This is a genomic window from Dyadobacter fanqingshengii (genome assembly GCF_023822005.2).
Lineage (GTDB): Bacteria > Bacteroidota > Bacteroidia > Cytophagales > Spirosomataceae > Dyadobacter > Dyadobacter fanqingshengii.
This window is the reverse complement of record NZ_CP098806.1, coordinates 782035-807110: the sequence shown is the minus strand read 5'-3', so window position 1 is coordinate 807110 and position 25076 is coordinate 782035. Positions and strand designations below refer to the sequence as shown.

Below are 25076 nucleotides of genomic sequence, written 5' to 3'. Positions count from 1 at the left end.
GCTAGTAATTTTTTTGTTTCAATAATTCAAATACACCTAATATCCCCGCATGCTCAGGCTGCACAGCCACGACCAGATCCACGTCCGCAGCGCTGATCCATGCATGTTTGTCGAGCATTTGTTTGATATAGGGTAAAATAATGTGACTGCTTTTCATAATTCCTCCGCCAAAAATCACCTTTTCCGGATCATAAGCATGAATCAGGTTGATCACACACAATGACCATACTTTGAGACAGCGGTCCTGTAATTTCAATGCCAGCGCATCCCCTTGTTCTGCGAGCTCAAACAGGTTTTTGAAATCAATAACATCCAATGCTGCCAGCTTGCTCGATAAAAATTCCCGGGAAGCCTTCGCGATTTGCGTCAATGCCCAGGTGGAGCTTTCACTTTCGACGCAACCAATGTTCCCGCAATTGCAGATACTGCCCTCAAAATTAATGGTCGAATGTCCGCCCAGGTTGCCACCCACGAAGTTTTTACCGCGTAACGGCGCACCATTCACCAACACGCCCGTGCCTACCCCCGTACCCAATGTTACCAGCACCAGATCGCTGCTCCCAATGCCTGCGCCGTGTTTCCATTCTCCTACCAGCGCTGCCCTGGCGTCGTTTTCAACCGCAATCGGCACGCCGAAGTTAGCCTTTGCCCATTTGTCAAGATCCACATTTTCTGCGCCGGGATATTTCACATATTTCGACAAAATCCTGCCCGTGTGAAAATTAACTATGCCTGGAAAAGCAAAGCCAAGCCCGGTAAGTTTGTATGCCCCTGCTGATAGTAAATGATTTATTTCAAGCGAAATGTCGGCCAATCTTTGCTCAAAAGTGAGCTCGGAGGCCGCTTCAATGTTGGCATCTGCAATGATTTTCCCCTCGAAAACGAGGCCCAGTTTGATGCGCGTGCCTCCAAAATCGACTCCTATGAATATGTCTTTCATGACCAGCTTCTTTCTATTTCTTCCAGGGTCCTGTTTTTCGTTTCCGGGATTTTTTTAATGGTAAAAATCCAGATGATCACGGCATTCACCATGAAGATCCAGAATGTAGTTGCGCCCCCAAATGTTCCCAGGAAATATGGCGTCAGCTGTGTAATGGCCACTACACCGATCCATAACACCAACGTGGCCAGCGACATAGCAATCCCCCGGATTTTTGTCGGGAATATCTCTGACATTAACACCCAGGGAATAGGCCCCAGCGAGACGGCAAAACTGGCGATATAACCCAGGATAAAAATAAGCACCCACGGCCCTTTGTCGAAATGAAAATGAAAGCAAATGCCGGTGGCAAAAAGGCAGATGATCATCCCGGCAACGCCCCAGATGAGCAGGCTTCGTCGGCCAGCCCGGTCGATAAGCCAGATGGCTACCAATGTAAACAGCATATTGACCACCCCGATAATGATGGTTTGCGTAAAGGCAGATTCTGCACCAAAACCAATGCTTTTGAAAATTTCCGGCGCGTAATAAATGACTGCATTAATGCCGGTAATTTGCGAAAACAGCGCCAACACAACACCAATTAACAACGGCTTGCGCAGTTTTTTGTCCACCAAATCGCTCAGCCTCCCCTTTTCGTCCCGCAGGCTTGCGGAGATCTCTGTGAAAATTTCCTGCGCCACCGCTTTGCCATTGATCTTTTCCAAAATCTTTTTCGCCGCTTCGTCCTTCCCTTGCGCCGCCAGCCAACGCGGGCTTTCAGGCACAAAAAATAGCAGTATAAAGAACACCACCGCAGGAATCACTTCCGAACCCAGCATATAACGCCAGCCGTATTCGATATTCCATGCCTCGTCGCCCGCCTGACTGATTTTTAGATTAATAACATATATAATGTTGATCCCCAACACAATGGCCAATTGATAGAGCGTCACCAGCCGACCGCGAAGCCGCGAAGGCGCAATTTCGGAAATGTACATCGGGCAAAGCATGGAAGCGGCGCCAACGCCGATCCCGCCAAGCAGCCGCATAATGATGAAGCTGGTCAGATCATTGACAACGGCCGAGCCGTAAGCAGGCAATGCAAAAAGCACAGCCGTTCCGATGAGTACTGCTTTGCGTCCATAACGGTCGCTGAGGTATCCGGCCGACATGGCACCCAGCACGCAACCCCAAATGGCACTGCTGGCGGCCCAACCAACCATAAGCGGAGAAAGATTAAATTTAATTTGAAGGTAACCAATAGCCCCGGCTATCACAGCCGTATCATAACCAAAAAGAAACCCGCCGAACGCTGCGACGCTGGTAATGAGAATAATGTAGGGCAGTCGGTTTTGGGCTGGTAATGTAGTGATATCTCCGGTCGTCATACTCAATGGTTTGTTTGGGAAGATTGTTGCGTGAATTTAACCCTCACAAACCGCGGGCGATACAGGTTAGGTTTTTTTGTAATGACATCAAAAAATTTAAAACTATTCACATTATAAGAAATTAACAGCTCGCCGGGCGCCGACAATGCGGGATGCGCTTTGGCATTATAAGTAAATAAATCTGCGTCCTGAATGTCATTTGAAGTTTTATACAGCACGATCCTGGGACCGAACGGGCCAACCGGCGTGGGTCCAACCTGCATGCAAATTTCAGGAAAAATACTGCCCAGCTGATAAACCAATGCATATTTCCCTTTCGAAAGCCGGCTTACGCTCATCTCATTAGAAACAGAATCGCTTAACGCCTTAACAGACTTTACGTCCTTTGACCAGCCATTGCCACCCCAAAATTCCCAATCCCCAAACGACGCGACCTGCGCAGGTTTTACCCTGGCCGAAACCAGCTGTTTACTTTTACCTTTTATGCCATAAACATATAAAAAACCGTCCGGCTCAGGCTCCCCGGCAGATTCACTATTGTTAAAAACACCGGCACCAAACGAAATCGTCTCTGTTCCGCTTTTGTAATCGTTAAACGGAAGCGCTGTTTGTTCCTGATCAGCATATGGGAACGGGCTGCCTGCCGGTATGCGGATCAGCACATTATCCGTTTCCTTGAATGGAAAGGGCGATTTATCGTGCGTATTGGTGATTTGATAGGCGAAAATGAACAGGTCATTTTTGGAATCGGGATTCGCAAACCCATCGCCCAGCCAGAAGTAAGTGTCTTTATCCGGCTTGTTTGTTTTTGGGCTAAAAATGGCTTTATAAGACCCTTTCACACCAGCCATTTTGAATGCCATGTTTGAGGAATCAGCCGTTTTGCCTTTCAATAACGCCACCGAATTATTGATCATCACAAAACCTGGCTGTAATGAATCTCCATGAATTTCCCCAACCATTGTGTCACTGAACAAGAAAAGCAGGCTATCACTTTTTTCAGCATCCTTACCAGAAAGTGGAATGACAAAAATCCCATCACCGCCAAACCAGCCCGACTTTCTTAAAAACAGGTTTGTCCAGTCCGCGTCTGGCTCTGCTGTAAATTCCCTTTCATTGATTTCATTTACTTTCCCATTCTCTTTCTTTCCGGAAGAGTCCCCACCACAAGAGGACAGCGCTATCGTGAGAAACAAAATGCTACAACTTAACAACGGTGACAATTTCATTTGCTTGCGGGAGTAAATGTCAGAATCCGACATTATGTTCGTATGTATGAACATTTAAATGTATTGAAAATATGGCAAAACAAAAATAGTTTCGGTAAATTTTGCCTGAAACTCCGATGCGCTTGTTGAGACATTGAAAAATACAAACAAAAAATCATAAGTTTATATATATGAAAGTTAAGTTCAGTTTCGTCATTGTCTTGCTGGTTTTGTTTTCGGCACATTTTCCTGTTGAAGGACAAAGTTTCCTCAAATATGTTGATCCAAACATTGGCACGGCACACAGTCGCTGGTTTTTTTATACACCCGCGGCAGTGCCTTATGGCATGGCGAAGTTGGCCCCATCCACCAACGGGCATTATGGTAACCCGTCCGGATGGGAGGCTGTTGGGTATGATACCAGACAAAATTCGATAGAGGGCTTTGTGCACTTTCATGAATGGCAGGTGGGTGGAGTAAGTTATATGCCAACCACCGGCGCGGTAAAGACCAAGCCCGGAGAGCTGGAAGGAACGAATACAGGTTATCGCTCTAAATTCAACAGGAAAAACCAGGTTGCGGAGCCGGGCTATTACAAGGTTTTGCTGGATGATTATAACATTACGACCGAGCTTACGGCCACCAAAAGGGTTGGCTTTCAGCGCTATACTTTTCCAAAACACGAACAGTCGCACATTATCCTGGACATTGGCAATAAGCAAGGTGAAAGCGATATCGTAACCGATGCCAGCATTAAAATGGTCGACGATACACATTTCGAAGGCTATGTGATTACATATCCCAAGTATGTTAAAATATACGACCCGGAAGGAAAAATTGCCATGTTCTTTTATGGCGAGCTCAGCAAAAAACCAGCTTCTGTTACGGCCTTCACAGCCGATAAACTAACGGAAAATCAGAACAGCGCAACGGGCAAAGGCGCGGGACTTGTACTCAACTATAATACAACAGATAAAGAAACAATTGAGGTCAAAACCGGCTTGTCCTACACATCAATCCAGAACGCGAAACAAAATTTTATTGCGGAGGCAACCGGCTTATCATTTGATCGGGCAAAAACTCAGGCGCAGCAGATCTGGCAGGAGCAACTGGGCAAAATTGCGATTGAAGATCAGGATGAGCAAAATAAAATAAAATTTTACACCGGACTCTTCCACGCATTGTTAGGCAGAGGCATTGCCAGCGATGTAAACGGCGCTTACCCGAAACACGGGGGACAGACTGGTCAATTGCCCGCACAAACCGGAAATAAAGCGAAGTTCGAATTCATTAATACTGACGCGATTTGGGGGGCTTTCTGGAACATCACGCAGCTATGGTCACTCTCCTATCCTGAATGGTATGGCAGCTTTGTGAATACACATCTGCAAATTTTTAAAGACAAAGGCTGGTTTGGTGACGGCATTGCCAACAGCGAATTCGTGTCGGGCGTGGGCACCAACTTTGTCGGGCTGGCCATAGCAGGCGCTTACAATGCGGGCATTCGCAATTACGATGTTGAATTTGCCTATCAAGCGGTGAAAGCAAATGAATTAAGCTATAAAAATCGCCCGGTAGGCGCTGGCAAATTGGATACGAAAGCCTTTGTCGACCATGGCTATGTGCCGTTTTTGGAGCGAAAAGGCCAGGATTTCGTTACCGATTCCACCGGTTCCAACTTTTCCGGTTCTCATACTCTGGAATATAGTTACAGTGCATTCGCTGCTGCACAGATGGCCAGAGCATTGGGAAAAACGGCAGATTATGCCCAATTCATCAAACTATCAAATGGCTGGCAGCAAATTTTTAACTCGCAAAACAAGCTGATGCAGCCTAAGAAGCTTGATGGCAGCTTTATTGAAAAATTTGATCCTTATCAGCCGTGGAGAGGATTTCAGGAAGGCAATGCAGTGCAATACACTTTTTATGTGCCGCATAACCCGGCGGGTTTGATCAATGCTATTGGTAAGGAAAATTTTAACAACAGGCTGGACAGCATCTTCACTGTTTCGGAAAAATTGGGCTTCGGCGGGGGTAAAACGATTGATGCATTTGCGGGCGTCAATTCCATTTACAACCACGGCAATCAGCCAAATTTACACACAAGTTGGTTATTCAACTTTTCAGGAAAGCCCTGGTTAACCCAAAAATGGACCCGGGCCATCGGACGTGAATTTTACGGCACTGAACCCATTCACGGCTATGGTTACGGACAGGATGAGGATCAGGGCCAGCTCGGGTCATGGTATGTGATGAATGCGCTGGGATTGTTTGATGTGAAAGGGTTAACCGATCTAAGGCCGATTATAGAATTGGGAAGCCCGCTGTTTGATAAGGCCACCGTTACATTGGGCAACGGCAAGACGCTTGTTATCGAGACAAAAAACAACTCCAAAAACAATGTGTATATACAATCGGCCACCTTCAATGGCACCTCGCTTGACAACTGCTGGCTGTATCGCGACGATCTGATGCAGGGCGGCAAACTTACCTTTGTAATGGGCAATCAGCCGAATACAAATTGGGGCACAAAAACGCCGCCGCCATCGGCGCAATGAATGCATTTCTACAAATCCTTCACCACCTGCTGTAAATGCTGCAATAATTGAATAGTGTTTCTGAGCTTCTCAGCGGCATTTTTTTCGGTTTGAAGAGCGGGAAGTGGAACAAGCGATTCCAGGTCTTGTATGGCATTGATAATTTGGGGAGAGAATTCTGATTTTAATAAATGATGCGCTTTCTGTGTTTCATGATGGCTTTCTTCAAAGGCTCTTTGCAATGTCCGCATGGACCGGTCCGCTTTCCTGAGCTCGATCATATTGACAACGTGTTTAGCCAATGTTTGCAATGCAACCAGTTGATTTTCAGTCAACACCCTTGGGTTATGATCGATTACACACAATGAGCCCAGACCAAAACCCCTGCTATCGATCAGCGGCGCACCGGCGTAAAAGATGACATTGGGATCGTCGGTAACCAGCGGATTTTGTGCAAAACGCTCATCTTCGCGGGAATCCGTTACGATAAAAACCTGTGACGGATTTTGAATGGTATGTGTACAAAAAGCGAATTCCCTCGGCGTCTCGCGCACGGAAAGACCATGATTGGACTTAAACCACTGCCGGGAATCATCAACCAAACTGATCAGCGAAATCGGGGTCTGACAAATTTCCGACGCAAGTTGTGTAATATCGTCGTAGTCCTGTTCAGGAAGCGAGTCCAGAATGTTGTAATCAGCCAGTGCACGCACCCTGTCGCGCTCCCCCGGAGTGGTTGAAGAATATGCCATTAATAAGAAGCGATCAAAAAAAGCAAATATACACTTCCAATCTGGTTTCAGATTATCGCGGGTTCAATAATGTTGGGGATTGGATATTTATCAACCTACTTGCACAAATGCCAAATGACAGTTATATTTATGACAAAATGTAATTGCAATGGATTTAGTCTCAGATTCAAACTTTTCCCGCGACAGCTTCGAAATGATCCAACAAGTACGATTGGGTTTGGAACGCGGAAAAGCCGATGAAGTGGCCCGTAAGATCGGGTTGACTGACAAGGAGATGGCTCCTATCCTCAATTTATCAGAGCGCACCTTGCACAGGCTTCGCCAAGATTCATTGTTGGACAACAATTCATCCGAAAGGCTCTTGTTATTGGAACAGCTCCTGGATCATGGATTGGACGTTTTCGACGGCAGAGCTGATGTGCTAGGACGTTGGTTGAGAATTCCCTTATCAGAGCTTCATGACCAGCCTCCGATTCACCTTTTGGATACGACAACAGGTTTTGGCATGGTTCACAATGTTTTAGGGCGGATTGAACATGGCATTTATGCCTGAAAGCGCTCAACCCACCACAACGCATCAAACCCTGGCCTATCGACTAGTAAAAGAGCGATTTGCCGACACGCCTTTATCTTCCGAAGGAGCACGCAGATATGGCGGACGATGGAATCCGCCGGGAGTTGGCATACTCTACACATCCGCAACCCCCGAATTGGCACTGCTTGAACAGCTGGTTCACTTACCAGCACTGCCCTACCATGATCTTCCCAAATTGATTTTAATTACACTGGCCCTGCCTGCATCACCAAAAGTCGTTGATAATTTATCGCCCAACTGGCGGGAGCCAGCCAATTACAATGACAATCATTTACGCCTGCAACCGTGGCTTAATGATCCGGACGTTATGGCTCTTCAGGTCCCTTCTGCCGTGGTAGCGGAGTCATCCAATTTCCTACTCCATCCGCTTCATAAGGATTATGCAGAGATTGAAATTGTAAGTGTGCAGCCTTTCCTGATTGATCCCCGTTTGTGGAATGTTCCAAATGGCTAGTGGTCTCTGTGAAAGATGGGAACATGCAGATTAGCCCCACTCCTACACTCATAATTGCGAGCAAAGGGCAACCGGCATCCTGCCAATTGCCCTGCACGATCAACATTTAGCCATTTTGCCAACGTCCTGAAAGAAAAACACCAGTTCTTTGAAAGAAACGAACCGGTTGTAGCTTTTCGGATCGTGCCCGGCCTCCTGCGCTAACAGCACGTAGCCCGTGTACATTTGCCAGAGATCATCAACCCAGGCATCCGCATGGCTTTGTGACAGCAGCTCCTGGACTTTTCGCCCATACGCAAGTTGGATCGAGTTTTCAGACTCGTTGTTTTTTGTTGTGTGCATAAAATATACTTGTTAGGATGAAAAAAGTGCCCTGTTTTAGGTGTCCTAACGTAGTATATCACGTTCGGGGGACTTTCGCCGCACCCACACCGTGACAGGGCATTTCTTGAAAGATCGTTCATATCACATACTTTTTAGGGAATGCGAATATTCGGAAGATTTTAATGGGAAGCAAATTTTGATCAAGTGGCTTTTCTAACGGTAGGATTGATGAAAGCTGCGGTAAAGCAGCCTGCTTTCGCAAACACAATGTGAGTTTTTCGGACAACTCCGAAGGATACAAAAAACTCTTTTTCAGACGAGCAATTAGCTCGTAAATAATTATAATCTTCACGCTTGGCTGGATATAATCAAGGTCGTAAATCTTCTACTTCTAAACACTAAATCTATGGGATTCTTCGATTTTCTAAAAAAGAGAGAAATTGCAGAGATTGAAAACTTAAAAAAACAGCTCGAATTCTACAGGCCTATCATAAATGTTGATGAAGCTGCTCAAAAATGTCAATCTGAGATTGAACAGCTTGAAATCAAACGGAATGAATTAAGTAAAGGATATGATCAAGGTTTAGACACTTACACTTCACTAAGAAAAGAAATTTCGCTATTTGAGTCAAAACTCGATTTAATCGAATACGGAATTTATGAACCTGTTTATGACTTTGAAAAATCGGATGAATATCGAGAAACCCAAAAGAAAATTATCGAGAAACAAAAAGATTTAATTAAAAACGATCGAGCAGCAATTTGCTCAGCAGAATGGACTATTGAGGGAAGTGCTTTAAAAGGGAGGGTTGTCATCAATAGATTTAAAAAACTAATGCTTCGGGCATTTAATGGTGAAAGCTCCGCTCTTATTTCGAAAGTCAAATGGAACAATGTAGTGCAAATGAGTGAGAGGTTGTCCAAGTCATATGCCGATATCAACAAGTTGGGTGAGGGATTCAAAGTTTCATTAAGCATAGACTATTTAAAATTGAAAAAGAGTGAGTTAACCTTGGAGTACGAATATCAGGCAAAAAGGCAGCAGGAAAAGGAAAACATGCAAGCAATTCAAGAAGAATTGAGAGAAGAAGAAAAGGCTCGGCGAGAATTTGAACAAGCTCAGCGCGAGGCAGAAAAACAGGAAGCTGTGTTCCTTAATGCGCTTGAAAAGGCCCGTCTGGAAATGGGTCTAGTTTCCGGTGAAGAATACGATAAGATGAATAGCAAGATTGCAATGCTGGAAATTGAGCTCGCTTTGGCGAGAGAAAAGAAAGAGCGTGCTTTATCCATGGCGCAGCAAACGAAGCGTGGCCACGTATACATTATCTCAAACATTGGGTCATTCGGCGAAAATGTCTTTAAAATAGGAATGACGCGTCGACTCGAACCAAATGACCGAATTAGAGAACTTGGAGATGCTTCTGTGCCATTTAAATTTGATGTTCACGCTATGATATACTCGGACGAAGCCAGAACCCTGGAATACGAATTACATAAAGCGTTTTCCGATAAAAAAGTAAATATGCTAAATTATCGTCGAGAGTTTTTCAATGTTAGCCTGGAAGAAATAGAGCATAAAATATCAGAGCTTGGCTTCAAAGCTGAATTTACAGCTATTCCGGAAGCAATGGAATTCAGAGAAACTCTGCTTGTAAAGGAACAGGGGAAATTAGTTATTGACTGCGAATTGTCGGACGAAAGTTTAGAAAATGAATTCCCAAGATCATTATTTTGACATATAAATATGCCACCAATTGCACTCACCCAGTCATTTTAGAAAAACGTGTAAGCATCAAATCCGAACCGTAATAAGCAATTTCCCGGATGTCGAGTCATTTAGCGCTTTGTATTTTACATATACTTTTTCGCTGAAATAATCATCCTGAGTTTCTGGGATGGAGGGTTTGCCGGCTGGCAGCAGAATTTCGGTTTTAGGGTCAAAGCGGGGATCGGTAGACCAATGTACGGCCGAAGATTGAGAAAGTTCGCCTTCGAAGGAGAACCTGATAAACGCCGGTCGTTTTCGGTTATTTATTACGAAAGTCGTGTCGCGGGCTGCGTTGGTAACTTCCAAGTCGTACGATTTTGCCGATTCATAAATAGTTCCTTCACAAGATGTTAGACAAATAGCCAGACAAATGATCAGGCCCGACATTAGGTTTTTCGATTCTCGCATTGATTCGGCAATTTTTATCAAATATAGTCGCAACTGGTTACAAAACCGTAGTTGCTACCAAAAAATGAATCATCACCATCATTGTCAATCCTCCTCGGATTTTAGCAGTTCGCGATACTTATCAACCTGACTTTCAAAATTTCTGATGCCTGTTTCGTAAATGAATTTCAACGATTCGAGGTCGTCTATATCCTTTTCGTATTCAGCGGGGCCATCTACTTTTCTGTCGAGTTCAGCAAGAAGTGCCAGTAACTTTTCCAGGGAACCGGCATTCTCTTGGGCGCGGTATTGATACCATTCAAGTAGTTTGCTGTAATTTTCTTTTAAACTGCTCTTTTTTGCCATGTAAGTGAATATTTATTTGCTTCAAGTTTTTTGCGGACTAACAAGTCAAAGCGACAGCCAAATCACCGTCATTTATTCTGACGGCATCGGTCACTGCAGTATTTGACTTCATCCCAAACCTTTTCCCACTTCTTGCGCCAGGTAAATGGTCTCCCGCAAACCACGCATATTTTCTCGGGAAGATTCTCTTTTTTAATCTGAGCCAATGGGAAGGCGCATCGCGCATTTTAAGTTTTATTGTACTTTAAAAATTCATACCGGCAGCCAAATTCTACACCCTTCACAAAGCAAAGCCAGATTGAGTAGCAAAATACGCAAAGACCATAAAAATGCACAGTTATTAAAATGAGATTAGAGTTTGATTAAAGTGGGATTAGAACAAACGTTTGGTCACTATCGGTTACTCGGCGATAACGGCAAATTTTGGTACTATATAAAAAAAGTCCTGTACTACAACAAGAAAGTGAAGGATTTGGAATGGTTTTAGGGAATTGGTTCATGCATATTTTTCGTTAATAAAACGGCTTAGTGCATTACTGCAACACAGTAATCGTAAACGACCATCTCTATTACACTTAAATATTAATGAGTAAAAAACACAAGGCCGAGGTGCCAACTCCCTGGCAGAGGCTCGTTGGCATGCTTTACGTCGAACGTTCGACAATCAATTACATCTTTATATACGCCATTCTGATCGGCTTGATCGGGCTTACACTTCCACTCGGGACCACGGCAGTTTTCAACCTGCTCTCCAATGGCGCATTATACAGTTCCACCTATGTGCTGATCGGCGTTGTCCTCATCGGGATCATTGCCGGCGGGGTTTTGCTGATCGGGCAACTCACATTGGTGGAGCTCATCGAGCAAAAGATATTTACCAAGGCAGCGCTCGAATTTGCTTACCGGTTTCCGCGGATCAAAAAATCGGAACTGGAAGGTGAAAATCCGCCGGAGCTGGTGAACCGCTTTTTTGATGTGATAATTATACAAAAAGGATTAACAAAACTGCTCGTAGACATTGTGGCGGCTGGCGTGCAAATCGCACTATCGGCGATTTTGCTCTCATTCTACCACCCTATCTTCATGACATTCGGCCTGTTAACCGTTGTAGCTACGATTGTGGTGCTTTTAATGTATTACCAAAGAGGCGTGCAAACCAGCATTGAGGAGTCGCATTATAAATATGAGATCGTGGCTTACCTGGAATCGGTTGCAGCTGATCTGGATCGTTACCGGGGACAACCGGACAAGCTCAGACAGGTGATTGTGGATACAGACCGCATTACAGCGGATTATTTACAAGCAAGAAACGATCATTTCTGGGTGCTTCGCAAATTTTTCGCCAGCTCCGTCATTTTGAGGACCTTGCTGATGGGCGGTTTACTTTTTTTGGGTTCCTATTATGTTGTGCAAAGACAAATGACACTCGGACAGTTTGTTGCAGCGGAAGTGATCATTGTTCAGATCAGCTACGCCATTGAGAAGTTTATGACCAGTTTGGACACTATTTTCGACATGGTAACGGGAAGCGAAAAACTTGCCGCGGTGACCGACCTGGAACTGGAAGAAAGTGAGGTGCGCCATGGTTAGACACGGAATTGACCTGACCAAGCGCATCGATTGGGAGGAACTGGGTATCCTTTCGGACAGGCAAATATTGAAAACGCGCGGAACAAGACTACTCGGCCGCATAATGATAATCTTACTGTTTTTGTTTGTCATTATGCTCTTCCTACCCTGGCGGCAAACGATCCCGGGACGCGGCACGGTAACGGCATTAACCCCGGAGGACCGGCCACAAACAGTTCAAAACCAGATCGGGGGCCGCATTGAACATTGGGGTGTGCGCGAGGGACAGCAGGTGGAAAAGGGGGATACGATCCTGGTGATTTCGGAAACAAGTCAATCCTATTTCGATCCCAATCTGCCCCTGCGCTTGCAGGAACAGTTAAGGGCAAAAGAAGGCTCTGAGAGTGCCGCTGCACAAAAAATGGATGCCACCAACGCACAGATCAGCGCGCTCACAGAAGGCCTGAAATTTCAGCTGACGTCAGCGGAAAATAAGGTAGAGCAGGCGATCAATTACGTGCAGGCAGATAGCGCGGACCTGGTGGCGATTCAGAAGTTTTTTGAAATAAGCAAATCCCGGCTCGAACGCTACGAGGCAGGTTATCGGAGCGGACTTTTTTCATTGACCGATATAGAAAGCCGCCGGTTGAAATTGCAAGAGGATAATGCCAAAGTTGTAAGCCAGATCAACAAGCTGAATAATTCGCAGCAGTCGCTGCAAAATGCGCGCATTGAACTGGATAACATTCGGGTCGAATACCTGGAATCCGTTGCCAAGGCACGTTCCGATTTGAGCTCCGCACTGTCAAGCCGCGTCGGTGCGCAGGGAGAAATTGCCAAGCTGCAAAATGAAATTTCAAACATTAATATCCGTCGCGGACTGTATGTGGTGCGTGCGCCGCAAAGTGGATTTGTGGTTAAAACATTGAAAGCCGGGATTGGTGAAAACATTAAGGAAGGCGAATCCATCGCCACCCTGCAACCTTCCAAACCGCGTGTGGCGGCGGAAATATATGTGGATGCGATGGACGTGCCGCTGATCCTGGACAGCAGCGATGTCCGACTGCAATTTGAAGGCTGGCCTTCGGTGCAGTTTGCAGGCTGGCCTTCGGTGGCGGTCGGCACATTTGCGGGCAAAGTGACGGTTATCGACCTGGTAAGCAGCAATAATGGAAAATATCGCCTTCTGATAACCCCCACCAACCCGGTGCCCTACAATGATGAGCCATGGCCAAAACAGCTGCGGCAGGGATCCGGTGTGTACGGAAGAGTGATATTACGCCCGGTGCCTATATGGTACGAGATCTGGCGATTGCTGAACGGCTTCCCGCCAAGCCTCGAAAGTGAGCCTGATAAAGCCGATCGCGTAAGTGGAAAGTAGAATGAAGCGAACTCAAATGAATGTAATGATCAGATGGGGCATGCTTGGCCTGTCATTATGCACCTGGCTATTTGTCCGGGATGCGCGTGCAGCCAACGCCTATACCCCTGATTCCTCAAAAATATTTACGATCACGGATCTCAGGGACCTCGTAATGCAGAACAATCCGGTCGTCAAACAGGCAGGGCTGCTGAGCGATGCCGCACGGGCAAGGGTAACGCAGGCGCTCGGCAGCTTTGACCCAAACCTGAAAGCATCATTCGACCAGAAGCAATTTGGAGGGAAGGATTATTATAACCATTGGACGAGTGAACTAAAAGTGCCGCTTTGGCTTGCCGGGGCTGATTTGAAAATTGGTTTTGACAGGAATGTGGGCACTTATACAAACCCTGAAACCACTACGCCACTGTCGGGCCTGGGCGGCGTGGGCATTAGCATACCGATCGGTCAGGGCCTTTTGATTGATGCCCGAAGGAATACATTGCGCCAGTCGCGGGTGATGGTGGATTATGCCGAAGCAGAAAGGGTAAATGAGATCAACAAAGTGTGGTTTCAGGCGGTGAAAGATTACTGGAACTGGTTTTATGCGCACCAGCAATACAAGCTTATCCGACGCGGTGTTGAGCTGGCCAATACGCGCTACATTGCCACCCGCAGCCAGGCATTACTGGGCGACAAACCTGCCATTGATTCCGTGGAAGCATTTATTACAGTGCAGGAAAGATCGATCCAGCTGGCTAAGATTGAAATTGAGATCCAAAATTCGAGATTGCTTGTTTCTAATCACATTTGGGACGAAAAAGGAAATCCATTGGAATTGCCGGAGGACGCCATTCCCGTCAATGCCGACTCGGCTGTGGCGGTTGTATCGGCCTATCAGCTCGATAATCTGCTGAACAGCGCCGAAGACAACCACCCCAAGCTCCAAATGCTCCGCAGTAAGGGGCTGCAGCTTGCCATTGAGCGAAATTATCTGCGTGAAATGCTGAAACCCAAACTCAACGTCAGCGGCTCGCTGCTTACCACACGCAGAGATTTCAACTCCTATGTGCCTGAATATTATGATATCGGCTGGAACAATTACAAGGTTGGGTTCGATTTTTCATTCCCGCTTTTCCTGCGTTCGGCAAGGGGCAAAATGAATGAGATCAAAGTGAAGCAGATGGATCTCAACCTCAACGTTCAAAACGAAACACGGACCATTCAAACCAACATTCGCAGCGCGTTCAACGACCTGAAAGCCTACCAGACGCAGCTGACGATCCAGACGCAGAGTATCACCAACCAGGAAGCCCTGCTCCGGGGAGAATTGCAAAAATTCGATCTGGGCGAAAGCACATTATTCCTCATCAACAGCCGGGAATCCAAGCTCATCGATATGCTGATGAAACAGGCAGAACTCGTGACCAAATACCAGCAATCCCTCGCGGATCTATATTACAAGGCTGGGATGGTTCAGGATTAGTTTAAATATGCCGCTCCCTTTTTAATCCTGGCTGTCTGCGTTAAGTACAATGCAGTTACATTTGCAAGTGAAATTTCCAAAAGAAAAGCAAATGCCTGCTCATAGCGCCGCATCAAGATGTCAAATAACTTTATGAACAATGTAAAGCCGACCGCTTCGCGGGCAACCTTTGCCTGGACAGCACTGTTAACAATTTTACTGGCGGCGTTTGCCTTTGCCACGTTACTTACCTACTCGAAGTCAGAAGCAATAAAAAGTAATGTGCAGGTCTTACAGGTGGAAAAAGACAATTACCTCAGAATAGACACCTGTATTGCCATACTTTATGCAGCTGAAAACAACAGCCGCTTTTTTGTTGTAACCCGAGACTCAGCCTACATTACAGCTTACACCAGACAATTGCAGGCAGTAATCAGGATTCTGGACCGGTACCAAGCTGAACAAGAGTCTTCTGGCCGATCACTGTCAAGGCTTGTTTCCGAAAAACGACTTAAAGATCAGGAGTTTATTGAGCTTCGGCTGATGGTCGATAGTTTGTTGTCTTTTTCATTGAACAACTTCAATGTGAAGATTTCAAGTTCAAAAAGACCGGCTCAAAAAGTGCATACAAGTGTTCAGGCTCAAAGGATGGATTCCGTTATTTTACCAGAAAAAAAATCAAAAAGAAAGCTGGTTAAACGGCTCATGGATGCGATACGGGACATCGATTCTGCTGATACCCGCATTTTAAAAACGCACCAAACCACAGTTTTGAACCAGGATTCTGTCGAGCTTTATCTGGAACCACGGTCGGTTCAAGACCCTGTGCCAATTCAAAAAGCACATCGTGATCTAAGTCTGGCCGAGCAAAAATTATTAACCATCAATGGCGTTTTATTTGCTAACCTGCAAAAAGCAATGCAAGAATTGAAAAGCCAGGAGCAATTTGAAATAAAAACATTAAGAACCTCCTTACTGGCTTCAACCCAAGCCAAGTCGGAAGAGATGAGTTTGCTGATGTGGACAAGTGTAGTCCTAGTTTCTATGTTGGCAATCGTGATCGTTTTTAATCTTGTGAAGCTTTACAGGAAGGACACAACAATTCTTGCTTTTGCCGATGTGACCGCAAAGGCAAGTCAAAGAAAGGGCGAATTTCTTGCGCAGGCAACCCATGAATTCCGTACACCATTGAACGCTATCATTGGTTTTTCCAATCTGATCGATACTGAAACACTCGGGCACGACCAACAGGTCAATTTCGCCTCTATTAAAACCGCATCCCAAATGATGCTCACACTTGTGAACGAGATACTGGATTTTTCTAAGTTCGAAAGCGCGAATATCACTTTGTCGGAAGAACCGTTCAGGCCGGTCGCATTAGTCGAAGAAGCTGTTTCCATATTGTCTGTTTTAGCCAAAGAAAAACGAATCGTGCTGTTAACGCAGTTTGATCTGAACAGCGGCCTCACGTTAGTTGGAGATCATTTTCGTATCAAGCAGATTGTGATTAACCTGATTTCGAATGCGATCAAGTTCACACCGGAACAGGGGACCATAATGGTCAGGCTTCGGATTGAAAGTCAAAACAGAGATAAGGGCACATTGCTTTTTAGTGTCAAAGATTCCGGTGTAGGGATTGCTAAGGAACACTTGGACTCTATTTTTGAAGATTTTACCCAAATTAGTAATGTTGATAATAAAGTCAGGCAGGCTGGTACAGGGTTGGGATTGGCCATATGTAAACGCATCGTTGATTTATACGCGGGTCAGATCAAGGTTGAGAGCAGTTTGGGCCAAGGATCTGATTTTACCGTCCGTATTCCTCTGGCAATATCCGAGACAGGAAGCATAACATCACCAAGCAGCGAATCCAAACCCGATAAAACGGCCATTCTCAAAAACAAAAAGCTGTTAATTGCAGATGACACTAAAATGAATTTGTTACTGATTAGCAGGATTATGGATAAGCTTGGTGCCTCTTACGATCTGGCTGAAAATGGTCAAATAGCATTTGAAATGTTCAAAGCAAATACTTATGACCTAGTTATAACTGACATAGCGATGCCAATCATGGATGGGATCGAGCTAACAAAGCAGATCCGTCATTATCATATAAGCGAGAAGGCTGGCATTCCCGTCATTGGTTTTACGGGTTATATGGATGAAGACAACCTGAGCCAATTTCGAGCAGCAGGGATGAATGAAATTTTACCAAAGCCCTTTGACGAAAACTACTTTATTGCCTTACTAGGCCAAGTGATAAGAACTGATTGATCAGCAATCAGTGTTCTAAACAAAAAACGCCGCTTCGAAGTCCGAAACGGCATTTTTGTATCAGGGATTACTAAAACTTAACTCCGATCCTTAAAGCTTAAATCCAAGCGTCGCCCTGAGTATATTGTTTTTCTGGTTGCTGTCTTTGAAAAGCGCGCTCATCCCCCATTCATGCGAAAAATCCAGGGTCACAAACCCGAATTCGAGGCCAACTCCCGCATTTAATCCATAAGAAAAGTCCTCGATATTGTCTTTGTCAAAACGGTCCGAACCGTTCTGATCTACATTCAGCACATAGTTCCCTACAACTCCGCCTTTGATGTTGAACCTGAAAAACCCGCCTTTTGCTTTGGTCAGATAAACACCGATCATAAGCGGAGCTTTCAACGAATGTATCCTCGGGCCGGTCAGCAGCGGCGCAGTCGAAATGCTATCTTCGCTGGTAACATTCATGGAAGAGCTGAAATAATGCACGCCCGGTTGAATGAAAAACTTACGCATTCTGAACCTGAAATCAAGTCCGGCATTCCATCCCGCACGACCTTCGTACTGATCATCCTGGAAGTCTGCATTAAAATTAGAGGCGTGGATACCAACCATAGGGATCACCCACATTCCCGAATTCCTTTCCGGTTTCTCCCCAAAACGGTCCCTGAAACCCAGTCTGGCATCTTTATCCATGGGTGCGCTGCGTTCATCCTGAGATTTGTCAGAAGCAGCAGGATAACCAGAAGCAGCAGGATAGGAAGCGCTGCCTGGTGTAGCGGGCAGTCCCTTTTTATATCTCAACCACGCCTTGTAATCCTCATAGTCGGCCAGGTCCTGATCTGCGATGCGGTCTTTGGCAGGCGGACCATCCTTGGGTTGCTGCGCATTGTACTCGGATGGAACGATGATGTTGTTTATTATGATGGTAGGCTGCCCCGGCTGCTGCGGATAGTTCTTGTAGGTAGATTCGAGGACTCGCTGGGCAACTGCTCCGGTGCCCGCCCCATTTGCATCCGAAGTCATGTTCCGTTGGACAATGTAGGGTGCATTGCGATTCTGCTCCATCACTGATGCACCTTGCACAACGCCGCCATTTTGAGTTACACCCGAATTCCCCGCACCCGGATCCCCAGCGACAGGTGCCCCTGCGGCAGGCGACCCTGCGGCAGGGGCACCTGCGGCAGGATTCCCTGCGGCAGTCGTTTCCAAAGCCGGTGCAGCCAATCCGCGGTTCGACGCAAACTCCTGCTCTTTTTCCTGTATTTCTTTTTGAAGATTCGCTATATCTTCATTGAGCTGATCAACGCGATCAGAATCTTTCCGGGCATTTTTCGCATCACGCTGGGCATCCCTTGCTGCACCGGACGCTTTTCTGGATAGTTTTTTGTCCTGCGGATTTGCCGCCAGTTCCCGGGCAACGCTTGTATTGGCATCAACAGAAGCCTGCGCTTTTGCTGAACTCTGCTGCATTTCTGCACGCTTCTTTTCCAGCTCCTTCTGCTTTTCAGCAAGCTCGATCTTTTTTTCGTTGAGCTTTTCGTTGAACTCGATCGCCTTTTTTTGATCATTCAAAGCCTGCAAAGAGTCTTTTGAGATAACCTGTGCAAATACCGGTGCTGAAAATAGCATTGCGGCCAGCACGTGTGTTGCTAGTTTTGTTTTCATTGATTTTTGATTTTGTTGATGAAATTCAATATTCCTCACTCGCATAAGCCTTGGCTCAGCCTTCTTCGCCCCCATCGCGGTCGCTATTGTCACAGCCCCTTTCTTCGGACCTGTTAAGCCTGTACGGGATGGTGGCTAGAAATTGTCGTGCCCGCAAGTGAAACAAAATCTTTAATTATCAAATTGTTAAGCTTTGCAAATCGATCTGCTACGGGTTTGCCGGTATCTATTTTTGTCTTTTATCATTCAAAACAATAAGATGAAAAACAAACCTTTACTCGCATTGACATTGCTGTCATTAGCCTTGCATAGCTGCACCGACCATTTTCCGCAAGAGCCACAAACACCCGTATCTTTTAAAGAAGCAGCTTCCATTGACCTGGGAGGAACCGCTGCTTCCGAAATTTCAGCCTATGACCCTGCATCACGCAGGCTTTTCACTGTAAATAATGAATCCACCGCAAAGGTGGACGTAATGGATCTTTCCGCATTTCCGACCATATCCAAATTGCAATCCATTGACATTTCCTCTCTGGGAGGCGTTGCGAACAGTGTTGCCGTTTCAGATGGCAAACTGGCCATAGCGTTGGAAGCATCCAACAAACAGGCCAATGGAAGTGTGATCGTGATAAATACAACTACATTGGCAACGATAAAGCAAGTTTCCGTAGGCGCACTGCCGGATATGGTCACTTTCAGCCCGGATGGAAAATACATTGTAACGGCTAATGAAGGTGAGCCCAATGCGGACTACACAGTTGATCCTGACGGATCTGTTTCTGTCATCAATGTTACCGACAATTATAGTGTAAAAACATTGTCGTTTGGCTCATTCGCTTCATCCTATGACCAGTTGGCTGCTAACGGCTTCCGGGTTTACGGTCCGGGTGCGAGTTTCGCACAAGACATTGAACCTGAATATGTAGCCATTTCAAGTGATTCTAAAAAAGCATTTGTAACGCTTCAGGAAAACAACGGGATCGCGGAGCTGGATCTGACTTCGGGAACAATTCTTAAACTGCACCCGCTGGGCACCAAGGACATCAGCAAGCTGGTGAATGCAATGGATGCCAGCGATAAAGACAGTAAAACGGCTCTGGCAACGTGGCCTGTGAAATCGTTTTACTTGCCGGATGCCATTGCGCCTTTCAGCGTGAATGGTTCAGACTATCTGATCACGGCAAATGAAGGCGATGCCCGTGAGTATACTGCTTTTGACGAACAAAAAAGGGTCACTGCACTTATTCTAGACGCAACCGCTTTTCCTGATGCTGCTACATTGCAAAAACCCGAAAATCTGGGTCGCCTGCGTGTGACCAGTACACGCGGTGATATCGACAATGATGGCGACTACGATGTGCTTTATGGCTTCGGTGGCCGTGGTTTCAGCATTTTCAATGCTGCCAGCGGTCAATTGGTATTTGATTCAGGAAGCATGCTGGAAGACGAAGCAATTAAGGCAGGCATTTACGACGATGACCGCTCGGACGATAAAGGTGTTGAACCGGAAGGTGTAACGATTGGGATGATTGGTAACAAACCCGTAGCTTTCATTGCGCTTGAACGCGTAGATGCTATTGCCGTATACGACGTTAGCAATCCAACGGCTCCTACGTTTCTTCAAATGATCAAAACCGGTGATGCCCCGGAAGGTGTTCTTTTCATTGCACCGGAGAAAAGTCCAAATAGTAAAGGCTTACTGATCACAAGTAATGAGGGGGATGGAACCGTGAAATTTTATCAGATTTGATCTGAACGGTGTTTTATTGAGCAACATAAAAAGCTGCAAGAAGTCTGATTCTTGCAGCTCAAAGTAACGGGGCATTTATGATTTTAAGCAAATCCCCGTTGCTACTTAAAATTTTTACCTTGTATTCACGAAGTATTATTAACTTATTCATAACTAAGGGATTGTCAAAAGCAATAAATCCAGGTTCCCATGAACAAGTTGATGTATTTCTGGTTGGTATTGTTGCTACTGTTATGCTCGGGCGGGATGTTTGCCCAGTCAAATCCCTTCCGATCCGAGCACCTGTCTACCGTGGACGGGCTTTCTAATAATTTTATCAGTGCCATTTGTCAGGATCGGGAAGGCTTTATGTGGTTTGGCACCGCGGACGGCCTGAACAAGTTTGACGGTTACCAATTCACGGCTTTTCAGTTTGACCCTGCCGCTGGGAACAAAACATTGCAGCATACCATTATCACGGATGTTCACGAAGACCGAAAGGGCCGTATTTGGGTGGTAACGATGGGTGGAGGACTACACCAGGTCGACAAGCGCACCGGCCATGTAACTGCATACAATCAGCATCCCGCACTTTCATATTACTGGAACGTCCACTTTAATCTTTTTGAAGATCGGCAGGGCATTTTATGGCTGGGCACGCCATTGGGACTACTGCGCTTTGAGCCTGAAACCAAAAATTTTACGCAGTATCCGATGGAACGCGTGAACCACATCATTGGACAGGATACCCGCGGTGACCTCATTGTGGAGGTAAAGTCCAGGGGCCAGCTCTTCCGGTTCGATCCGCGAACAGGCCTTTTTACTCCAATCCGCATTAACCTTCCTAAACTTACCCACAATCCGAACATTTGGCGAAGAGCTGCAAGCGGACGGCAATTCGCATTGCCTTATCAGGCAGATAAACCCGTGAGCCCTTATGCTTTTTTACTGGATAAATCAGGTGAGCTGTGGATCGGGACGGAGGGGAATGGCTTATTTCGGGTGAAAATTGCCGGTGATATGCTTACCCCGATCGCTTATAATCCCAAAGGGCTGGTATACCAAACCATTTATGAAAGTGGCATTTTCGAAGATAGTGCCGGGTTTGTGTGGATCTCTTCACCGAAAGGTTTGCAACAGATCAATACCAAGACGAATGAGCTCATTACCTATCAATCTGACCCCACGCAGCCTGGAAGTTTGAGCAGCAATGATGTGCGGGCCATTTTTCGGGACCGGACCGGAACCGTTTGGATTGGCACCGACAATGGGATTAATCAACTTGGGGCAAAACCAAAGGCTTTCCGTACTTATCCAACGCACCTACCGCCCTCTCCGGTCCGGCTGCCAGAGTATAATTTCCAGGCCGTGCTGCAAGATCACACGGGGACAACATGGCTGGGTAGTTTGCAAAAGGGACTTTACCGTGTCGAGACTGCTACGGGGAAACTGCAACATATCCGGGCAAATTCAAAAGACCCGTTAAGTTTGTCAAGTGAGGGAGTTTCAACACTTTTTGAGGACCATGCCGACCAGGTGTGGGTCAGTACCAAGGAAGCATTGCACCAGCTCGATCGGGAGAGCGGAACATTCAAACGCTATACTACGCAGGTTCCTGTTATGTGCATGGACGAAGATCGGGATGGCAACCTTTGGATAGGTGGATCGGTTGGTTTAAAAGGAGCCATTGGTCGTTTGAACCCAATAACGGGGCAAATCTATTATTACACCCGCGATGTGTTACAACCAAAAAGTGAAGCTGCCATGACGTCGAACCGCACATTGAGCCACTTTTTGATTCTGGATATAATGGTAAGCCGAACAGGAAATATCTGGATTGCCACGGCTCAGGGGCTCAACAAGCTGGATCCGGCAACCGGAAACTTTACGTATTATCAGGCCAATCAAGCGCAATCATCGGGCACATTGACCGATAACTGGGTGCGTGCACTTCACGAGGATAAAGAAGGTATTCTTTGGGTCGGCACCAATCACGGCGGGTTAAACCGCTTTGATCCTGTTACCAATAAGTTTTCTCATTATACAATAAATAACGGACTGCCCTCGAACCAGGTGGTTAGCATTGCTCCGGATAATCTGGGAAGCCTATGGCTGGGTACAGGCCATGGCATCAGCCAATTCAATCCTTCTACCCGGCAGTTTCGGAATTTTGATGTCCGGGACGGGCTTCCTGACAACGAATGTAATCTGGGCAGCGTGCATAGCAGGCAGGGGAAATTGTTATTTGGCACAATCAATGGAGCTGTTGATTTTGAAGCTGCGCAGATATTGAAAAACACTGTTATTCCTCCGATTCACCTGACAGGACTGACAGTTCAAGAGAAACGGCAGCCCATTCCGGCAGGCGCCCTTGAGTTACCACATAATCAAAACTTCGTCTCCTTCGAATTCGTATCCCTGAACTACGATGCACCTGAAAAAAACCAATATGCTTTTCAATTAGTAGGACTGGATAAGGAATGGATTTTTACTGGCAACCATCGCTTTGCCCGCTACACGGACCTGCGACCGGGCTCTTACACTTTTCGCGTAAAGGGTTCCAATAATGATGGAATTTGGAACCAAACCGGCACGTCGCTTCGGGTGATCGTTCATCCGCCGTGGTGGAAAACCGGGTGGGCCTATGCGCTGTACGCGGCGCTAATGCTCGCGTTGATCTGGCTGGCCCGACAGCAGCTGATAAAAAGGGAACGGCTTCGGACCCAGTTGAGATTTGAACGGCTTGCTGCTGAAAAATTGCAGGAGATTGATACACTTAAATCCGATTTTTTCACCAATCTGTCTCATGAGTTCCGGACACCGCTGGCATTGATCAAAGGGACGATCAGTAAATTACAATCAGCGCCTGTAACCGCGCATGATGCAGATTACCAGCTTATTGATCGCCAGTCTGACCAACTGCTTGATATGATCAACCAACTGCTTGACCTTTCTAAATTAGAAGCGGGCAAGCTGACGTTAAACCATCAGGCTACTGATCTGAATAGCTTTTTAAAAGAGTTAGCCGGATCATTTATCGCTTTATTTGAGAGTCGCGGTATAATCTATCGTTTTACATTTCCTATGCAACCTGTTCGGGTACAAGCAGATCAGGACAAACTTACCCGAATCCTGTCCAACCTGCTGAGCAACGCAGCGAAGTTTACGCCCGCGGGAGGCCAGGTGCAGTTTTCGGCTATTGCAGCGGATATTCAGTATAACACACTCAGTTTGCGGATCACAATTCAGGATACAGGGATTGGGATTCCCAGCCACCAGCTTCCCCATATTTTTGACCGTTTTTTCCAGGCCGATCGTTCCATGACCCGCAGTTATGGAGGCACCGGGATTGGGCTTGCACTGGTGAAAGAGCTGGTAGAATTTCTGGGAGGAACCATAAGCGTTGAAAGCGCTGAAGGGGAAGGAGCTACTTTTACATTAGGATTGCCATTTTCCATCATTAACCAGGAACAGGAAACTGGTAAAACAGTCCCTTTTACATTCACGCATTCTTCCATTTCACTCATTCAGGAAGCCAAATCAGAATCAGCTGGAGGAAAGGCTCAGTTATTGATCATTGAAGACAACGCCGATTTGCGAAACTTCCTGGTGGATTGTTTCTCGCCAGCCTACCAGACGCTGGCAGCTGATAATGGCAATGATGGATTCAACTGCGCGGTCAAGCACTTGCCTGATTTGATTATCAGCGACATTATGATGCCCGGGACTAACGGAGTTGAATTATGCCGCCGCTTAAAAACGGATGAACGCACCAGTCATATCCCTGTCGTACTATTGACTGCCAAAACCGGTACGCAAAGTAAACTGGCTGGGTTAGAAACCGGGGCCGACGAGTATCTGACCAAGCCGTTTGTCCGTCAGGAGCTGGTGATTCGGGTAAAAAACCTTTTGGATGGCAGAAGAAAATTGAGGGAAAGGTTCAGTAAACAGCTTGTGCTGCATCCGTCAGAGTTAACTGTTACGTCAATAGACGAGAAATTTCTGCAAAGCGTTTTTGCCTTGCTGGAAAAAAACCTGTCCAATGCCGAGTTCGATTTGAATTCTTTTTGTCAGGAAATGGGTATGAGCCAGACCCACCTGCATCGTAAACTAACAGCATTGCTGGGGCAATCGGCCAATGAGCTTATCCGGTCATTCCGCTTGAAGCGCGCCGCCAGTTTGCTGAGCCAAAAGCATGGTAATGTCAGCGAAATTGCCTTTATGGTGGGATTTACCAGCCCTAATTATTTCACCAAATGTTTCCGTGAAGAATTCGGTCAAACGCCAACCGAGTATGTGCGCCTTCATGCATTAGCAAAATAATT

19 protein-coding genes are annotated in these 25076 nt (G+C 46.2%); 10 read left to right on the top strand and 9 right to left on the bottom strand.

Annotation, left to right across the window (positions count from 1 at the left end):
- Nucleotide 1 precedes the first annotated feature (1 nt).
- From NFI81_RS03340 to NFI81_RS03330, 3 genes are read right to left on the bottom strand one after another with little or no spacing between them, the layout of a single operon-like run.
- Nucleotides 2–940 carry an ROK family protein gene (locus NFI81_RS03340; protein WP_234614228.1) on the bottom strand — a complete coding sequence of 313 codons (939 nt, stop codon included), beginning with the start codon at nt 938–940 and terminating at the stop codon, nt 2–4.
- Entirely contained in the window at nt 937–2310 is a 1374-nt protein-coding gene (locus NFI81_RS03335) for a sugar porter family MFS transporter (RefSeq protein ID WP_234614229.1), read from the bottom strand. The genes NFI81_RS03340 and NFI81_RS03335 overlap by 4 nt, the downstream gene beginning before the upstream one ends.
- Before the next feature lie 2 nt (nt 2311–2312).
- Entirely contained in the window at nt 2313–3539 is a 1227-nt protein-coding gene (locus NFI81_RS03330) for a DUF5005 domain-containing protein (RefSeq protein WP_252176035.1), read from the bottom strand.
- Nucleotides 3540–3679: 140 nt separating this feature from the next.
- Between NFI81_RS03330 and NFI81_RS03325 the strand changes: the two genes are divergently transcribed.
- The gene (locus tag NFI81_RS03325) at nt 3680–6076 is read left to right on the top strand and encodes a GH92 family glycosyl hydrolase (RefSeq protein WP_310590128.1); all 2397 of its coding nucleotides are present in this window, start codon (nt 3680–3682) and stop codon (nt 6074–6076) included.
- Nucleotides 6077–6084: 8 nt separating this feature from the next.
- On the opposite strand, the gene NFI81_RS03320 is transcribed toward NFI81_RS03325, so the two are convergent.
- Nucleotides 6085–6807 carry a GAF domain-containing protein gene (locus NFI81_RS03320; RefSeq protein WP_234614232.1) on the bottom strand — a complete coding sequence of 241 codons (723 nt, stop codon included), beginning with the start codon at nt 6805–6807 and terminating at the stop codon, nt 6085–6087.
- Between the two features lie 148 nt (nt 6808–6955).
- Here NFI81_RS03320 and NFI81_RS03315 point away from each other — a divergent pair, with 148 nt between their 5' ends.
- Nucleotides 6956–7360 (top strand): Xre family toxin-antitoxin system antitoxin, encoded by a 405-nt coding sequence (locus NFI81_RS03315; RefSeq protein WP_234614233.1) that lies wholly within the window; start codon nt 6956–6958, stop codon nt 7358–7360.
- Nucleotides 7353–7856 carry an RES family NAD+ phosphorylase gene (locus tag NFI81_RS03310; protein WP_234614236.1) on the top strand — a complete coding sequence of 168 codons (504 nt, stop codon included), beginning with the start codon at nt 7353–7355 and terminating at the stop codon, nt 7854–7856. The genes NFI81_RS03315 and NFI81_RS03310 overlap by 8 nt, the downstream gene beginning before the upstream one ends.
- 99 nt (nt 7857–7955) lie before the next feature.
- Here NFI81_RS03310 and NFI81_RS03305 read toward each other — a convergent pair whose 3' ends face one another.
- Nucleotides 7956–8198, bottom strand: coding sequence for a hypothetical protein (locus NFI81_RS03305; protein ID WP_234614237.1), 243 nt, complete (start codon nt 8196–8198; stop codon nt 7956–7958).
- Between the two features lie 388 nt (nt 8199–8586).
- Here NFI81_RS03305 and NFI81_RS03300 point away from each other — a divergent pair, with 388 nt between their 5' ends.
- Nucleotides 8587–9915 (top strand): SNIPE associated domain-containing protein, encoded by a 1329-nt coding sequence (locus NFI81_RS03300; protein ID WP_234614238.1) that lies wholly within the window; start codon nt 8587–8589, stop codon nt 9913–9915.
- Between the two features lie 57 nt (nt 9916–9972).
- Here the strand turns inward: NFI81_RS03300 and NFI81_RS03295 are convergent, their stop codons facing one another.
- From NFI81_RS03295 to NFI81_RS03285, 3 genes are all read right to left on the bottom strand, one after another.
- Nucleotides 9973–10356, bottom strand: a complete 384-nt coding sequence (locus NFI81_RS03295; RefSeq protein ID WP_234614239.1) for a hypothetical protein — start codon at nt 10354–10356, stop codon at nt 9973–9975.
- Nucleotides 10357–10440: 84 nt separating this feature from the next.
- Nucleotides 10441–10701: a hypothetical protein gene (locus NFI81_RS03290; RefSeq protein WP_234614240.1), complete on the bottom strand. Its 261-nt coding sequence runs from the start codon at nt 10699–10701 to the stop codon at nt 10441–10443.
- A gap of 68 nt (nt 10702–10769) precedes the next feature.
- Complete coding sequence (locus tag NFI81_RS03285; RefSeq protein ID WP_374759419.1) at nt 10770–10898, bottom strand: DUF2256 domain-containing protein; 129 nt, start codon at nt 10896–10898, stop codon at nt 10770–10772.
- Nucleotides 10899–11286: 388 nt separating this feature from the next.
- On the opposite strand from NFI81_RS03285, the gene NFI81_RS03280 reads away from it, so the two are divergent.
- From NFI81_RS03280 to NFI81_RS03265, 4 genes are all read left to right on the top strand, one after another.
- Nucleotides 11287–12291: an ATP-binding cassette domain-containing protein gene (locus NFI81_RS03280; RefSeq protein WP_234614242.1), complete on the top strand. Its 1005-nt coding sequence runs from the start codon at nt 11287–11289 to the stop codon at nt 12289–12291.
- Nucleotides 12284–13651 (top strand): HlyD family secretion protein, encoded by a 1368-nt coding sequence (locus NFI81_RS03275; RefSeq protein ID WP_234614245.1) that lies wholly within the window; start codon nt 12284–12286, stop codon nt 13649–13651. The genes NFI81_RS03280 and NFI81_RS03275 overlap by 8 nt, the downstream gene beginning before the upstream one ends.
- Nucleotide 13652: 1 nt before the next feature.
- Nucleotides 13653–15116 carry a TolC family protein gene (locus tag NFI81_RS03270; protein ID WP_234614246.1) on the top strand — a complete coding sequence of 488 codons (1464 nt, stop codon included), beginning with the start codon at nt 13653–13655 and terminating at the stop codon, nt 15114–15116.
- 132 nt (nt 15117–15248) lie between these two features.
- Nucleotides 15249–17369: an ATP-binding protein gene (locus NFI81_RS03265; RefSeq protein ID WP_234614248.1), complete on the top strand. Its 2121-nt coding sequence runs from the start codon at nt 15249–15251 to the stop codon at nt 17367–17369.
- Nucleotides 17370–17459: 90 nt separating this feature from the next.
- Here NFI81_RS03265 and NFI81_RS03260 read toward each other — a convergent pair whose 3' ends face one another.
- Nucleotides 17460–19022 (bottom strand): outer membrane beta-barrel protein, encoded by a 1563-nt coding sequence (locus tag NFI81_RS03260; protein ID WP_234614250.1) that lies wholly within the window; start codon nt 19020–19022, stop codon nt 17460–17462.
- Nucleotides 19023–19281: 259 nt separating this feature from the next.
- Here NFI81_RS03260 and NFI81_RS03255 point away from each other — a divergent pair, with 259 nt between their 5' ends.
- Both NFI81_RS03255 and NFI81_RS03250 read left to right on the top strand, forming a co-directional pair.
- Entirely contained in the window at nt 19282–20772 is a 1491-nt protein-coding gene (locus NFI81_RS03255) for a choice-of-anchor I family protein (protein WP_234614251.1), read from the top strand.
- A 189-nt stretch (nt 20773–20961) separates the two neighbouring features.
- Nucleotides 20962–25074: a hybrid sensor histidine kinase/response regulator transcription factor gene (locus NFI81_RS03250; protein WP_234614252.1), complete on the top strand. Its 4113-nt coding sequence runs from the start codon at nt 20962–20964 to the stop codon at nt 25072–25074.
- Nucleotides 25075–25076: the final 2 nt, after the last annotated feature.

Excerpts from the sequence above, each read along its gene's own strand:
- NFI81_RS03270 (WP_234614246.1), top strand. The coding sequence starts at position 13,653 with ATGAAGCGAACTCAAATGAATGTAATGATCAGATGGGGCATGCTTGGC.
- NFI81_RS03340 (WP_234614228.1), bottom strand. The coding sequence starts at position 940 with ATGAAAGACATATTCATAGGAGTCGATTTTGGAGGCACGCGCATCAAA.
- NFI81_RS03290 (WP_234614240.1), bottom strand. The coding sequence starts at position 10,701 with ATGGCAAAAAAGAGCAGTTTAAAAGAAAATTACAGCAAACTACTTGAA.
- NFI81_RS03280 (WP_234614242.1), top strand. The coding sequence starts at position 11,287 with ATGAGTAAAAAACACAAGGCCGAGGTGCCAACTCCCTGGCAGAGGCTC.
- NFI81_RS03320 (WP_234614232.1), bottom strand. The coding sequence starts at position 6,807 with ATGGCATATTCTTCAACCACTCCGGGGGAGCGCGACAGGGTGCGTGCA.
- NFI81_RS03305 (WP_234614237.1), bottom strand. The coding sequence starts at position 8,198 with ATGCACACAACAAAAAACAACGAGTCTGAAAACTCGATCCAACTTGCG.
- NFI81_RS03315 (WP_234614233.1), top strand. The coding sequence starts at position 6,956 with ATGGATTTAGTCTCAGATTCAAACTTTTCCCGCGACAGCTTCGAAATG.
- NFI81_RS03330 (WP_252176035.1), bottom strand. The coding sequence starts at position 3,539 with ATGAAATTGTCACCGTTGTTAAGTTGTAGCATTTTGTTTCTCACGATA.
- NFI81_RS03300 (WP_234614238.1), top strand. The coding sequence starts at position 8,587 with ATGGGATTCTTCGATTTTCTAAAAAAGAGAGAAATTGCAGAGATTGAA.
- NFI81_RS03275 (WP_234614245.1), top strand. The coding sequence starts at position 12,284 with ATGGTTAGACACGGAATTGACCTGACCAAGCGCATCGATTGGGAGGAA.
- NFI81_RS03335 (WP_234614229.1), bottom strand. The coding sequence starts at position 2,310 with ATGACGACCGGAGATATCACTACATTACCAGCCCAAAACCGACTGCCC.
- NFI81_RS03310 (WP_234614236.1), top strand. The coding sequence starts at position 7,353 with ATGCCTGAAAGCGCTCAACCCACCACAACGCATCAAACCCTGGCCTAT.
- NFI81_RS03255 (WP_234614251.1), top strand. The coding sequence starts at position 19,282 with ATGAAAAACAAACCTTTACTCGCATTGACATTGCTGTCATTAGCCTTG.
- NFI81_RS03265 (WP_234614248.1), top strand. The coding sequence starts at position 15,249 with ATGAACAATGTAAAGCCGACCGCTTCGCGGGCAACCTTTGCCTGGACA.
- NFI81_RS03295 (WP_234614239.1), bottom strand. The coding sequence starts at position 10,356 with ATGCGAGAATCGAAAAACCTAATGTCGGGCCTGATCATTTGTCTGGCT.
- NFI81_RS03260 (WP_234614250.1), bottom strand. The coding sequence starts at position 19,022 with ATGAAAACAAAACTAGCAACACACGTGCTGGCCGCAATGCTATTTTCA.
- NFI81_RS03250 (WP_234614252.1), top strand. The coding sequence starts at position 20,962 with ATGAACAAGTTGATGTATTTCTGGTTGGTATTGTTGCTACTGTTATGC.